At 47.5% G+C, this 13,356-nt stretch carries 12 protein-coding genes; 3 read left to right on the top strand and 9 right to left on the bottom strand.

The window, feature by feature from the left end:
- Positions 1-56 precede the first annotated feature (56 nt).
- The 3 genes from nhaD (at position 57) to GA520_RS25095 (ending at position 3,201) form a co-directional block, all read left to right on the top strand.
- Entirely contained in the window at positions 57-1,493 is a 1,437-nt protein-coding gene (gene nhaD / locus GA520_RS25105; RefSeq protein WP_163336149.1) for a sodium:proton antiporter NhaD, read from the top strand.
- 145 nt (positions 1,494-1,638) lie between these two features.
- Entirely contained in the window at positions 1,639-2,517 is an 879-nt protein-coding gene (htpX, locus tag GA520_RS25100) for a protease HtpX (protein ID WP_163336148.1), read from the top strand.
- Between the two features lie 246 nt (positions 2,518-2,763).
- Positions 2,764-3,201, top strand: a complete 438-nt coding sequence (locus GA520_RS25095) for a hypothetical protein (protein WP_163336147.1) — start codon at positions 2,764-2,766, stop codon at positions 3,199-3,201.
- 338 nt (positions 3,202-3,539) lie between these two features.
- On the opposite strand, the gene GA520_RS25090 is transcribed toward GA520_RS25095, so the two are convergent.
- The 9 genes from GA520_RS25090 to GA520_RS25050 form a co-directional block, all read right to left on the bottom strand.
- The gene (locus GA520_RS25090) at positions 3,540-3,884 is read right to left on the bottom strand and encodes a hypothetical protein (RefSeq protein WP_163336146.1); all 345 of its coding nucleotides are present in this window, start codon (positions 3,882-3,884) and stop codon (positions 3,540-3,542) included.
- A gap of 38 nt (positions 3,885-3,922) precedes the next feature.
- Positions 3,923-4,495 (bottom strand): 4Fe-4S dicluster domain-containing protein, encoded by a 573-nt coding sequence (locus GA520_RS25085; RefSeq protein WP_163336145.1) that lies wholly within the window; start codon positions 4,493-4,495, stop codon positions 3,923-3,925.
- A gap of 10 nt (positions 4,496-4,505) precedes the next feature.
- Entirely contained in the window at positions 4,506-6,773 is a 2,268-nt protein-coding gene (locus GA520_RS25080) for a molybdopterin-dependent oxidoreductase (RefSeq protein WP_163336144.1), read from the bottom strand.
- Positions 6,770-7,327: a molecular chaperone gene (locus GA520_RS25075; protein ID WP_163336143.1), complete on the bottom strand. Its 558-nt coding sequence runs from the start codon at positions 7,325-7,327 to the stop codon at positions 6,770-6,772. Before GA520_RS25075 ends, GA520_RS25080 begins: the two co-directional genes overlap by 4 nt.
- Before the next feature lie 180 nt (positions 7,328-7,507).
- Positions 7,508-9,199, bottom strand: a complete 1,692-nt coding sequence (locus GA520_RS25070; RefSeq protein ID WP_163336142.1) for a PAS domain S-box protein — start codon at positions 9,197-9,199, stop codon at positions 7,508-7,510.
- Positions 9,200-9,369: 170 nt separating this feature from the next.
- The gene (locus tag GA520_RS25065; RefSeq protein ID WP_163336141.1) at positions 9,370-10,146 is read right to left on the bottom strand and encodes an ABC transporter ATP-binding protein; all 777 of its coding nucleotides are present in this window, start codon (positions 10,144-10,146) and stop codon (positions 9,370-9,372) included.
- Positions 10,147-10,168: 22 nt separating this feature from the next.
- Positions 10,169-10,966, bottom strand: coding sequence for an ABC transporter permease (locus GA520_RS25060; RefSeq protein ID WP_205749188.1), 798 nt, complete (start codon positions 10,964-10,966; stop codon positions 10,169-10,171).
- An 82-nt stretch (positions 10,967-11,048) separates the two neighbouring features.
- On the bottom strand, positions 11,049-12,017 hold the full coding sequence (locus GA520_RS25055) for an ABC transporter substrate-binding protein (protein ID WP_163336139.1): 969 nt from the start codon (positions 12,015-12,017) through the stop codon (positions 11,049-11,051).
- 469 nt (positions 12,018-12,486) lie between these two features.
- Complete coding sequence (locus GA520_RS25050; protein WP_163336138.1) at positions 12,487-13,032, bottom strand: hypothetical protein; 546 nt, start codon at positions 13,030-13,032, stop codon at positions 12,487-12,489.
- Positions 13,033-13,356: the final 324 nt, after the last annotated feature.

Below are 13,356 nucleotides of genomic sequence, written 5' to 3'. Positions count from 1 at the left end.
TTGGCGCCAGCGGGGTGCCGATGGAGGAAAACTATAAATAAAACAGGAGTTGTATCATGAAGCGACTGAGCATCATTTGTTTGATCACCACTTTTACTGCACTGCTCGGCCTCGGCACAAACGCTCTTGCCGCTGCCGGTACTGCCAGCACCGGTGAGATTCTCAATCTTACCAGTCATTGGGTCGGTTATCTCGGCATTGTGGTTTTCGTCATAGCATATGCCTTTGTCATGCTCGAAGAAGTCACCCATATGCGAAAATCAAAACCGGTCCTGCTTGCAGCAGGTATCATCTGGGGCCTTATTGGTCTCATATACGCCATGAACGGTATAACCGGCGTTGCTGAAACTGCTATCCGCCATAACATCCTTGAATATGCGGAACTGTTTCTCTTCCTGCTTGTTGCCATGACTTTTATCAACGCCATGGAAGAGCGTTTGGTGTTCGAGGTGTTGCGAGTCAAGCTTGTCGGCGCCGGTTATTCTTTTCGGAAATTATTCTGGATTACCGGCGTCCTGGCATTCTTCATCTCACCTATCGCCGATAACCTGACAACGGCCCTGCTGATGTGTGCCGTCGTCATGGCCATCGGCAAGGAAGACAAGAAGTTCGTCCTGCTCGCCTGTATAAATATTGTGGTTGCCGCAAATGCAGGTGGCGCGTTTAGTCCCTTTGGCGACATCACCACACTGATGGTCTGGCAAAAAGGTATCGTTCAGTTCCAGGAATTCCTGGTCTTGTTTATCCCCTCAGTCGTCAACTGGCTTGTCCCGGCAGCTATTATGCATTTTGCCATCCCGAACCGCCATCCCGACCCGAATATCGAGGACCTGAAACTTAAACGAGGCGCATTTATCATTATCGGTCTGTTTCTCTGGACCATAGCCACAGCAGTCAGCTTCCATAATTTCCTGCACCTGCCACCGATGGTAGGAATGATGGCCGGTCTTTCACTGTTGAAACTGTATGGTTTTTACCTGAACAAAACCCACAAGCCCGATCCGAAAAGCTATGACCCCCAAAAAGCTGAAGAGCGCATCGGCCAGATTGTACCCTTTGACGTCTTCACCAAGGTGGCTCGTGCCGAGTGGGATACCCTGCTCTTTTTCTACGGCATCATTCTCTGCGTTGGCGGCCTTGGCTTTATCGGCTACCTGGGAATGGTCTCGAAAATAATGTATCTCGATCTTGGTCCCACAACTGCAAACATCCTGGTAGGCATACTTTCGGCAATTGTTGATAATATCCCGGTCATGTTTGCCGTTCTGACCATGATGCCCGAGATGTCTCACGGGCAATGGCTTCTCGTGACCCTTACAGCCGGTGTCGGGGGTTCCATGCTCTCAATAGGCTCTGCCGCAGGTGTCGCACTTATGGGTCAGGCCCGAGGGAAATACACCTTCTTTGGCCACCTGAAATGGACCCCGGCCATTGCACTTGGCTATGCGGCAAGCATCTGGGTTCATTTCCTGGTGAACGGAAAGCTCATGTAACCTGCTGTTTTAAACAGACGAACTCCCTCCCGGCGGGGAGGGGTAACTATCCTGGTCCTTGTCCTCCCGGATGCAGGACCCTCCTCGCCGGTATTTCAAACAGCTATTCGAATCAACCTGGAAACGTTTTTAAGTAGGAGTGCAGATGTTAAGAGTTATTCTTTTTGTTGTGACAAACCTGGCCATACTCTTGCTGCTTGGCATCATGATGACCCTTTTCGGCCTCGATTCACGATCTACCGGGGGACTGTTGATAATGGCCGCAGTCTTTGGCATGGGTGGTTCGTTTATCTCGCTTGCCCTCTCAAAATGGATTGCCAAAAAGTCAACGGGAGCCACCCCAATCATCACCCCCAAAGGCCAAACTGAGTTATGGCTCCATGATACTGTCGCCAAACTGGCAAAGGATGCGGGGATAGGAATGCCGGAAATTGCTATTTACCAGGCACCTGAAATGAACGCCTTTGCTACCGGAATGAAAAAGGACAACGCCCTGGTCGCAGTTTCAACAGGCCTCCTTGAAAACATGAACCGAGAGGAAGTGGAGGCGGTGCTGGCTCATGAAATAAGCCATATCGCCTGCGGCGACATGGTCACACTTTCACTCATACAAGGAGTGCTCAACACCTTTGTTATATTTCTCTCCCGTCTTGCAGCCAATGCCATCAATACCTTTATGAGTGACGAGGAAGGCGAGGGTGGCTTGGGTTTTTTCGGATATATCGGTGTGACCATTGTCCTGGAACTATTCCTCGGGCTTTTTGCATCCATGATCGTCATGTGGTTTTCAAGACGACGAGAATTTGTTGCCGACAGGGGAGGGGCTTACCTGACGAGCAACGAAAAAATGATCAATGCCCTGCAGAAACTGCAGGAACACCGGCAGCCATCGATGCTTCCGGAACATGTTGCGGCTTTTGGAATCAGGCCGAAAGAGAATGGCCTGTCCCGCTTTTTTGTAAGTCACCCCCCTATTCCGGCTCGCATTGAAGCACTTCAAAAGCTGCAGCCTCCAGCCTCCTAAGCGAATTCATCGCTGAAACCTCCTATATCTTCAATGATAACAAAAGCAATCTTCACAAATACACGGGCACTCTCTACAGAGTGCCCGCCTGCCACTTTTTTGTGATTTGTATTAATCCACCTGATCATCTGGACACTATTCGTCCGATCAACACGACGACAAACTGGCAATTGATTGGAAGACGTCGTTTTATATAGATTTTTTTTGGTGAAAACAATCCTAAATGAAATAACAGAAGGAGAGAAAATGATGAAATTAATTAGATTAGCTTTTTGCCTGACTTTGGCTTTATCCATATCGGCTTGTGATTGGTTTGATGATGACGACGACGATGTCAGCGGTGGTGCAGGAGAGACACAGTCAGCAGCCCAACCGTCCGTTCAAGCTGCGAGTGTCAGCAGCGAAGACACTATTGAATACACCGACAACTATCACCACTGGAATCCTCGATCCTGGGACGGTCGTGGTTCATCCCTGGTGCTCTGTTCGGATGCACCGAAATACGATTCATGCGAGATTGACGGGAGACCATTAAGGCTTCATGGTAATCGCGATAAAGGGCGCTATATCTGGACCGCTTATTACAAGAAAGGATTAAAGGGGAACATCATCTGCCGGGACGGAGATAGAGTTGACGGCTTTCGCGCATCCAGTTCAAGTAAAATGCAGTTTGGAGATTGCTGACAGGTATCAAGGCTAGATTTGTAACGTTCGAGCCAAAACAATAATGAAAGGGTTATCCTATGCGAACAGGATAACCCTTTCCCTGGTGACACCTAATCCTAAATCCTCATACACCGATGCGCGTTGCTTTACCACTTGTTCTCAACCTGCGCGGGCTAGAGTCGGTCGTTCCTCAACTGGCATGTTTCTATAATAATTTGCAGAACAAGAGATCAGAGCCAGGGATCATACATGTCATGAAACGCAGGCCATCCTGTGTTTCCAGATCATCTTTGTCTGGCAATTTCAGACGAACATCCATTATTGAAGTATCCAGAACCAAAGCAGCTGTACATGGATCAGTCCCTGACATAAAGCCGTAACTCCTGGTTACTGAACTCATTGACTTCAACTCCAGCACAACTCGATTTTGTAACGTGATTCACCACCACTCTGAAATCATACACACCTGCTGTGCCCGATCGAACATTGATGCCCTCTTGTACCAGTTCATACTCTACCGGCTTTCCGGAATGAAGGGGTTCAAGTTGTAGATTATAAAAATCCCCGCCACCAGCTTTTTGCTGAGGTATTGCAACCGGGATATGCAGCCATTCATCTATGCCGACCGCATAATCAGCTGCCGATGCAGCAGACACAGCGGTCAATACACTCACCATAATAATCAGTTGTCGTAAAGTCATGGGCGATCATGGCCGGGCCTGTACGCCCGGCCATCCTTTCAGGAGTCCTGTTTTGCAAGTGCTAATTCAGGGGATGCCGGCCTGATAAACCTGGTTGAAGGATTAAGGCCCTCATGCTTCTCAATGCCGGGGGGGTATTGCTCCGCCTGGGGATTCTTCAAATCCGCAAGATCTATGATCGTCAACGCTTTGGTGGGACAGCCAAGTACACATGCCGGTTTCAGCCCTGCATCTACACGCTCAACGCACATGCTGCACTTTTCCGCCCGCTCGAGAACCTGATTATCTTTTGCCGCGCCATAGGGACACTCATCGATACATGCATGACAATACACACATTTTTCTGCAGTGTGCACGACAATACCGTCCTTTTTCCTCTTCACATGCGCCTGTACGGGGCATACTTCAACACAGACAGGCTTATCGCAGTGGTTGCAGGCAAGCGAGTAGAAGGCCCGCTCCCGATGTGGATAGTGTTCTTCTGAAAGAGGTGTCAGATCACGCCAAACCACTCCCGGCTCCTGATGATACTGATTCTTGCATGCCAGAGCACATGAGTAGCAGCCTATACATTTTTTGGAATTGACCATAAAGGCCAGCTGTTTTTTCATTTTTTTCTCCCTACGCCTTCGCTATATCTGCAAACTGATCATGTATGGCCACACCCGGAGCACCGGTTTTGAAGGAACCCATGTCAGAAGACTCATCATCCACAAGATTCTGTACATTGTAATTTGCCTTCCTAAACCACGCCTCATACATGAGGATGACATCTTCAGCCACGTTATCGGTGAGCTTTGCTTTAACGGTCACGGTTCCGACCTTGTTGAAAACCTTCACCATATCACCGTCGGTGATATTTTTTGCTTTTGCGGCATTGGGATTGATGTAGACAAATGGCTCTCTGTTGAAATCTTCCATGTAGTCGATGTTCACAAACTGCGAGTGCAGCCCGAACTGGGTGTGCGGTGTAAGTACCCTGAACTTGTCATACGCTTTTCTCCTGACCCTGTATTCGGGTAGTTTGGTATGACCATATTCGGCGGCAAGATCTGAGCTGAATTCGTACATTCCTGAAGGTGTCGCGAACTTTCTGTCGTGCCAGGAGGCACTGGAAGGCAGTTTGGCCTTTCTCGGACCGCTGCGAAGATCTTCCCAGCTTTTGATCCCGAAGAGTTTATGGATGCCGTCGTTGAATTCTTTTTCCATCCACTCCCTGGTGTCCATAATTTCCGGGAATGTACAGGAGCCGGCGTCAAGCTCATTCATCTTCTTGGAGAGCATTGCACCAATCTGCAGATCGCTTCTCGCCTCATACTGCTCCGGGATAGCTTTTTCATTGATGCTCAGCCAATAATGCCAATACGAAACGTTGACGGTATACTCCTCAAACAGGGTCGTTGACGGCAGGACGATATCGGCATTCTGCACGGTCTCGTTGAAAAACTGGTCGACCACAACGACCATTTCAAGTTTATCAAAGGCTTTCTGCAGCTTAGGTCTGTCAAAATCCTGCGCGAACGGATTCTTACAGGCAACCCACAACAACCGGATCGGCGGCTCATCAACGGTCAGGATCGACTCGGCCAGTTTATTGATATTTATAGTTCTGTCTGAATAATTGGCAGCGCCTTCCTGCTCTGCCGTAAACTCGCTCTTGATCTTGTCTTTCCCCGTATACCCGACAGATCCCTCGGGTTGCTTCTGGACCATGGCATTGTAGTTAAAACCCCAGGTTTGAAGATGCCCATACCTGACCCCACCGCCCTCTCTACCGATATTGCCGGTCATTGCGGCCAGTGCGTCAATCGCCCGCACATTGGCTCCGCCGTTTATGTGCCTCTGCAGTCCATATCCGGCCCAGATTGTTCCGGGTTCAGCTTTCGCATACTCCTCAGCGATCTGCTTGATAACCTCAACAGGTACACCACTCTGTTCAGCAGCCCATTCAACGGTCACGTTGGTCTTGAGGTAGCTTACAAAGTCGTCAAATCCTTTGCTGTATTTCTCGACAAACTCCCGGTTATACAGATCTTTATCGACGATGTGCCGTGCTAAACCAAGAGCAAGCGCACCATCCTGCGAGGTTTTGACCCGCACATAAAGGTCAGCCTTTGCCGCGGTCTGAGTTAGCAGCGGATCGATAACCACCAGCTTGGCACCTCGTTCCTGCGCCTCGTAAATGAACTTCATGGTGTGCATGGAGTTCCAAGCCGGGTTGCCACCCCAGAGGATAATGTATTTTGCCTTAACAAAATCCTCCGGATCATTACACCACATGTTGCCCATATCAAAATTCTGGGCGTCGATGCCTGCTGGCCAGCATGGTGTGCCGACAAACCGGCTGGTATAACCAAGAGAGCTCATCATGCCCTCGACACCATAATGGGTAATACCGAAGTTACCGCTGTATTTATCCAGCGCCATTCCCAACAGTGACCCGTCCTTCTTTTTTATTTCAAGAATTTTCTTGCCGATCTCAGTCAGGGCTTCATCCCAGCTGATTCGCTTCCAGTTGCCGGTCCCTCTGCCAATCTGTTTCATCGGGTACTTTATTCTGTCAGGGCTATATACCCTGCGAGGGTATGCGTACCCCTTCACACACAGAGCCCCGTCAGTAAAGGTGGACTCCTGTGCACCCTCGATAAACTCCAGCACACCATTACGCACATAGGATTTAATACTGCAGGTGTCGTAACAGTTTCTCGGACATGCGTTACGGAAAGTCTCATACCCACCTTCATAGTGAATACGCTCCCAGGCATGAGCACGAAGAATTCCGGCAGGTACAGATGCCAACACACCAGTCGCAAGCATGCCTTTTAAAAATCCCCGCCTGCTGAAAGGACATATAGCTGACTTTTTTGTTTCATCCGGCTTTTTTTTCATTCCTTCTCCTTGTGTTGCATTATTTTTCCATTCTCACTTTCAACCCACTCTGACAACATCTTCAGCACATCGCTCACAACAACCGAATCGGTGCAGTGCTCCATTGCCCTGGTGGTAAATTCAGGTATCCATAATGAGAGGTGTTCATTGATAAAAGAGTTGAGCGCTGCCTTCGCCTCCGGAACTTCCCGAGCCAAAAACAACAGGTGTCGGCAGGCATCGAGTTCATAGGCCAGACTATCCTCAGGTTCACTGCCGACACTGGCCAGGCTGAGCCCTATGGATGCATAGAAAGTTCGGATTTCATCCGTCACATCACCCTGAATTAATCCTTCACGATCGAGATAGATCGATGCTACGGCAGGTGCCAGCGGAGACATGGGACCAACAAACAACTTATTGAAAGTGAATTCCTCCATGTCCCAGTCGACCTCTTGAAGGTTCCTCTCAATCCCGCTGGCTGCGGTCATGGTCCCATAGGCCTGTTGCAGGTGCTCTTTTTTCCCATAGTGGAAAAAATCTCTGAACGACTCAAGGAGTTTAACGTTATCCATATACTGCCCCCTCTGTTGATTTTCACAAAGGATAAACGGGTATCTAAAGGATGTAAACGGGAGGCATTGGGTATTTATCGGGTAGATCAATATACCCAATGCGCAAGAGGTGGGTTATTGGCGGAAGGTGAGTTGTGATGAAGGACGAGGAAAACAGAAAGCTGGGGTTCAGACTGAAAACTACTTATTCAGATATGCAAAGAGGTTAACATCTTTCCCGCTTAACCCAAGCTTTCTTCTGATATTTTTACGATGCGTCTGTACAGTCTCTATAGAAATAGCCATGCCCTCAGCAATATCCTTGGAGGTGGAGCCGGACTGAATCATCTGACATACCTGCACTTCAGATTTAGTGAGCCGCACGATGTCCTCATTGTTGAGCGCACCAGAGGATCTTGTCAAACCTGCCAACTGGTCCCGGAGGATTTTCATGTACATATCACGCACTTCGACATTTTCTTCGGTGGCCAGTTTCTGCAGAGATGGAATAATACTTGTCGTGACTTTCTGGTTTATCGAAAGCTCAAGATCATCTTTTTCACGATCGATTGCCTTCATGACATTTCGCAAAGTAACATTCATCTCTTCCGCCTTTGACTTTTCCTCAAGCAGATATCTTTCCATGGCTTTTTGCTGGGTGATGTTCCGCACAATAAGATGCAGGAACACCTCGTTTCCAAGGCGGAACTTATTCACCGTGATACTGGCGGGAAATGCGTCACCACTACCGGTTATGCCATTAAACTCACCGTGCCAGACATCATCTTCCTGGATGGAGGCTGCCTGCCGGAGAACGTCTATACTGTCGGGGTGGATAATTTTGACACAGTTCTCTCCCTCCAGCCACGAGCGGGTCAAGCCGAACATATTGGCAGCCTTTTCGTTCGCCTGCACAATTTTAAGAGAAGTATCAACCAACAGGATTCCCTCACCGGCAGAAGTGAACAATGACCGGAAAAGCTGTTCAGACTTCGTGAGCGCCTCTGTCCGCTCCAGAACAAGTTGCTCAAGCTTCGTCCGCTGATCAACTATGGAGGTAATATCACTGAGAATGATGACATAACCGGCGGAAGCAAGAGAAACTTTTTTCAGTGGCACAATGAACATTGAATAGATTTCAGCACCGCCCTTCAGCCGGATTTCATGGTTCCGATCATGGGGATAACGCTCAAGAAATTCTTTCACTCCGTAATCCGGGTGACCAATGTGTGGGAATACAAACGTCCCAAGGGGACCAGTACCGAAATACTCCCTCGCGACACCATTCATCTCAAGTATTGCCCCTGCATCATTTATTACCAGAACGATATCAGACGTTGACTCGAAAATGTTCTCATATTTGTTTTTCTCCAGGGTGAGACTGCGATTCTTTTCAGCCAGTATATCAAGTTTGGTATCGTGTGTACGGCCTTCCCAGTCTGCTACAGCTATAGTTTCGACAGCATCCACAGCCCGCCTTAGCTCAATATATCCTCTCAACTTTTCATCATTCGGCAAATCGGATTGGACGATGATCTCCTCTAGAGCGTGCAACAATGTTTTAAAACAACCAAAAAACATTTCTGCCTTGAGTCCCCGGGCTTGATGCCGTCGACCAGTATTAACGAGAAAATCAGCAAGATCCCTGTTATGTTTTAGAATCGTAGCAAAATTCAGAGAAGATGGATCACGAAGGTGCAAGGCCCGTATCGGTTCGATAAGTCCTTTAAGGCTAAGAATGCAATCCTCTTTTTTGGCCGTCGTATGCTCGAGATACCCCGCCTCTTCCATGTTTACTGTCCATTGAGCAAGGAATGTATCCATTCTATGAAGAATAAAATCCAGCAGGACATCCACTCTATTTTCCCCCTTACGGCCTGGTAGTTGTATCATTTATATGCGTCAATGCATCATTTATTAAGCAATGTAAGCCATCCAATTATTATTACAAATAACACTACTACAATGTCGGCTCTTGAGCAATTGACAGCATGTAAGTTCGACATCACATGGATGCGACATCATTGAAGGGAAATACGGATAACTGAAATTCTAAAAGGTGATCATCCTGTTATTTTCATCGTTTCTTCCCGGATGGAATCAAGCAATTCGCGCTTTATAGACACAAAACCTTCACTGGTTGTCGTTTCATACGAGCGGGGACGTTCAATGACCACTTCCTTCTCAAGCTTAATCCTGCCTGGCCTTGATGACATGACGATAACACGATCTGAGAGCAGGATAGCTTCTTCCACATCGTGGGTGATAAAAAGCACTGTCGTTTTGTGATTCTCCCAAACCCGCAGCAAAAGCTCCTGCATCATTCCCCTGGTTTGAGAGTCGAGGGCCCCGAAAGGTTCATCCATCAACAGGATAGCTGGTTTATAGACAAGAGCACGGGCAATGGCCACCCGCTGCTTCATACCGCCAGAGAGCTCCTTAGGGTAGGCCTTTTCAAAACCGCTGAGTCCCACCTCTTCAATATACTGAGCAACAATATCTTTCTTCTCTTTCGAATCGAGGGGCCGTTTCTTCAGGGCGAAGAGGATATTCTTTTCCACCGTGAGCCATTCAAAAAGGCTGTAGGACTGGAAAACAAACCCTCTGTCAAGGCCCGGCTCCTCAACCACCTCATTCTCAATCTGCACCACTCCGCTTGTTACCGGCATCAACCCGCCAACAATTTTCAACAAGGTGGACTTACCGCAACCTGAAGTCCCGACCACGGTAACGAATTCACTCCGGCTAACTTCAAGGCTGAAATCATCAAGGACAAGAAGCTCCTCCCCCGACTTGGGGAAGGATTTTGTGACATTTTTTATGGAAATCGGTTTCGACATCTCTGTTTCTCTTGTTTAACAATTACCTGCCGCTGGTCCAGGAGAATAAGTACTTGCCGGATATCTTGAAAATATAATCGGTCACCAGACCCAGGAAACCTATAAAAAGGATTCCAAAGATGATCGTATCCGTAGCCAGGTAGCGCTGAGCATCCATTATTCGCCGGCCAAGGCCGTTTTCCGCTGCGACAAGCTCAGCAACAACAAGGTAGGTCCAGGTCCAACCCATGGTCATCCTGAAAGTATCCCAAATACCGGGCATTGAAGCAGGTAACACAATATCTTTTAGAATCTCAAAACGCGAGAGTCCGAGTGTCTGACCTACACGAATAAGATTCAACGGAACTTGCTTGACGTTATCCATTATCATGAGGACCTGTTGAAAAAACGTACCGATAAAAAGGATGAGAAACTTCTGAAAATCCCCTATTCCGGCCCAGAGGATCGTCAACGGAATAAGTGCTACCACGGGCATGTAACGGACGGTATCAATAAACGGCTCGAACAGTCCCTCAAAGAATTTGAAGTTACCCATCATAAAACCGACAGGAACTGCAAAAACTGTGGCAAGTCCCCAGCCCATAACAATCCTGTAAATACTCGAAGATGCATCAAGGTAAAGGATACCCTCCCTTACCTGTCTCACCCCTTCTGCCCATACTGCTGCCGGTGCCGGTAGAAAGAGGGGTCGGACCAGCTCGAAAGCGGTAACCAATTGCCACAACACCAGCAAAAAGAGAATAAAACCAGCTCCAAGGAGAATATAGATGTTCCTTGGAATATCGTTACGCAGTTCGAGTAATTTTCTATTTCGACTCATTGACATCCTTGCATCCAGAATCACAAAAAAATACTCCATCAGGAACTGATGGAGTATTTCATTTCAGGTAAATCACGGTTGGTTACATCCCTGCAACCGGTTCAACAGCCAGCAACTTATCAATCTCTGGCATTTTCACCATATCTTTGGGATTGGTTTCAAGCATGATCTCACTGATCATCGTCATCGCCTGCTGGAACTCACCACCAAGCATCTTCTTGTTTTCGGCAAGATCGTATACCCGCACGCCTTCCATTGCCAGCTTGTACTCGTCCATCGGGCTGTGAACTGCATCGGCAATGATTTTACCACCCTCATCAGGGTTGTTTTTCAGATACGTTACCGCGTCATCCCACACTTTGGCCAAGGCTTTGATTACCTCAGGGTTTTTTTCTATGTACTCACCGGTTGCCATGGCAACATCGCTCACAAGGCCCGGTTTTTCAGCAGAAGTGTAGAGCACATGATAGTCCTGCCCCTGTTTGAGTGCTGCTGAAATGTAAGGTTCGTAGGTGACAGCAATACCTACTCTGCCCGCCACAAGAGCCAGTCCTGCATCTGAAGCTGCCATATTCACCGGTTTGACATCTGCGATTGACATACCGTTTGCCTTCAGGGCGTAGTTGATGAGCAGATCGGATGTCGCTCCTGCTTCATATGCAACTTTCTTTCCCTTGATATCTTTTATGGACTTCACAGACTTGGGTGCCAGAATGGCATCCGCCTCAAACGAGGCATCGAGCACCAGAAAACCTTTGAGATCCACGTCCTTGTTATGGGTTGCAATAAGTGCATTGGTGGCTGCAGCAATGACATCAAGCTTGCCGCTGGCCAGCCCTGCAATCATATCTGCATCCCAGGTAAAATTGACAATCTGTCCATCAAGACCATGTTTCTCAAAATAACCCATCTGCTCAGCAATCCACCAGGGACCGTACCCGAGCCAGGGCTGAACACCAACTTTAACCTTTGGGTTGGCCGCTAAACCTGAGGACACTGCCAGTGACACCGTCATGCATGCAAACAGCACCGCTACTAAAATCTTTTTCATACCCTTCACCTCGACATATAAGTTTCTTAAAAAGGGAGCTCATACCGCTTCCGTCCCCCTGAACAATCTGAAAACACAGGGCATTACAATACCATTTAATAATTTCAGGAGCAACAGGGAGTACGCATTAAATCATTTGGCAAACAAACAAGCCCCCCTCAGAAAACCACCGCGACTATCTGCAATTGCTAGCCAGACCATATTGGTTTGGAGGCACGTGTCACTGTGAGCAAAGGCGCTTAAAGATCGTATATCACCTGAGCACATTAAGGCCTGAACACTGCACTCCAAGGAAAGGAGTCTTGTAAGGCACTGACATCCGGATAACCCAAATACTACCCTGGTTTACAACTTATCTGAAATCTGGAAAAATTCTTAGAAAATCAAAAGGAAGGAAAAACAGCAACATGACCTGGCAAGAAATGTCAAAATGTGGCTAATTGCCTGATCATGTTGCTTGAAACCCAAATTAGAATACTATACCCAAACCTACTGAAACGGCGTGATTTCCATCACTCTTCGTCTCATCAATATCATCCACAGTCAACTCATCAAAAAACCACTCGTAACGGTACTTTACAACAACATACGTTTTTTCAGTGATATAGGATTTAAACCCTATTTGCGGGCCAATAGTACCAGTGGTGTCTTCTTCATTATAGCTTGCGCCAATAAAGGCTCCAACAAACGGTTGAAAGCTATCATTCTCAGAGAGTCCCGTAAAATGATAATTGATAAACGGAATTGTCGATGCTCCCCATGTATCATCAGCATTATCAACAAAAACATACCCAAGTGACTGGATTACGCCAACTTCCCAATTCTGCGAAAGATAGTATCCGTAACTGAGATCAACATTCAACGTGCCTGAGTCTGCTCCCTGAGCATGAAAAAAACCACCACTGAATTGAAGATCGCTATCACCCTTGCTTTGCGCAGCAAATACATTTGCTGATAGAGTCATTACAAAAAACACTAATAAGAAAACACCAGCACCATTCATTTTTTTCATCATTTATATCTCCTCTCAAGAGTAAGTTGTGAATACTGCGATAGCAATATAGGATATAGCAGGACAACTGTGTGTCAATATCCCCTTGCTGCTATCAACGACAATTCGAGAAAAAAACTATCTCTGACCAGTGTTCTTTCAGGAACGCAAAGACGGAATCCAAACAACTCGCCGAGTGAAGGTATATTTCTATCAGAATGGAAGGAAATATTGCTGAAACTGCCTGATCCTGCAAAATTGCCCAAAACCAGACTCAAACATGCCCCCTCAACCGGTCAACCCTGACATCCTAGCAGATTATAAGTCCAAAAACGTTGTCGCTCCGCT

Source organism: Desulfopila sp. IMCC35008 (assembly GCF_010646885.2).
In the GTDB taxonomy this organism is placed as follows: domain Bacteria; phylum Desulfobacterota; class Desulfobulbia; order Desulfobulbales; family Desulfocapsaceae; genus Desulfopila.
Note: the sequence above shows the minus strand (reverse complement) of the source record. Positions and strands in the feature narration are given on the sequence as shown.

Coding starts and splice junctions, on each gene's coding strand:
- nhaD (WP_163336149.1), top strand. CDS start 57: ATGAAGCGACTGAGCATCATTTGTTTGATCACCACTTTTACTGCACTG.
- htpX (WP_163336148.1), top strand. CDS start 1,639: ATGTTAAGAGTTATTCTTTTTGTTGTGACAAACCTGGCCATACTCTTG.
- GA520_RS25095 (WP_163336147.1), top strand. CDS start 2,764: ATGATGAAATTAATTAGATTAGCTTTTTGCCTGACTTTGGCTTTATCC.
- GA520_RS25090 (WP_163336146.1), bottom strand. CDS start 3,884: ATGACTTTACGACAACTGATTATTATGGTGAGTGTATTGACCGCTGTG.
- GA520_RS25085 (WP_163336145.1), bottom strand. CDS start 4,495: ATGAAAAAACAGCTGGCCTTTATGGTCAATTCCAAAAAATGTATAGGC.
- GA520_RS25080 (WP_163336144.1), bottom strand. CDS start 6,773: ATGAAAAAAAAGCCGGATGAAACAAAAAAGTCAGCTATATGTCCTTTC.
- GA520_RS25075 (WP_163336143.1), bottom strand. CDS start 7,327: ATGGATAACGTTAAACTCCTTGAGTCGTTCAGAGATTTTTTCCACTAT.
- GA520_RS25070 (WP_163336142.1), bottom strand. CDS start 9,199: ATGATACAACTACCAGGCCGTAAGGGGGAAAATAGAGTGGATGTCCTG.
- GA520_RS25065 (WP_163336141.1), bottom strand. CDS start 10,146: ATGTCGAAACCGATTTCCATAAAAAATGTCACAAAATCCTTCCCCAAG.
- GA520_RS25060 (WP_205749188.1), bottom strand. CDS start 10,966: ATGAGTCGAAATAGAAAATTACTCGAACTGCGTAACGATATTCCAAGG.
- GA520_RS25055 (WP_163336139.1), bottom strand. CDS start 12,017: ATGAAAAAGATTTTAGTAGCGGTGCTGTTTGCATGCATGACGGTGTCA.
- GA520_RS25050 (WP_163336138.1), bottom strand. CDS start 13,032: ATGATGAAAAAAATGAATGGTGCTGGTGTTTTCTTATTAGTGTTTTTT.